General features: G+C 65.9%; 1 protein-coding gene. It reads left to right on the forward strand.

Annotated elements, in window-relative coordinates:
* Positions 1–232 (forward strand): hypothetical protein (locus O7A70_RS34470; protein ID WP_337144249.1); only part of this gene is annotated, 232 nt, incomplete at both ends.

The following is a 232-nucleotide window of genomic DNA, read 5'->3' on the forward strand; positions in this document are numbered from 1 at the left end:
CCGCCGAGAGCTTCACCTATCAGGTCACCGACGCAAACGGGAACACCACCACCGGCACCATCAACATCGCCATCGTCGATGACGTACCGACAGCCGCCACCGACGGCGGCAATGTCAATGAAGGCGCGTTGCTCAGCGTTGCCGCCGTTGCCGGCGTGCTGGTCAATGACATCGCCGGTGCCGACGGCGCCACCATCGACGGCGTGCGCGCCGCAGGCGGCAACACAACCAC

Origin of the sequence: Mesorhizobium sp. Cs1299R1N1 (assembly GCF_037179655.1) — a bacterium.
GTDB classification, from domain to species: domain Bacteria; phylum Pseudomonadota; class Alphaproteobacteria; order Rhizobiales; family Rhizobiaceae; genus Mesorhizobium; species Mesorhizobium salmacidum.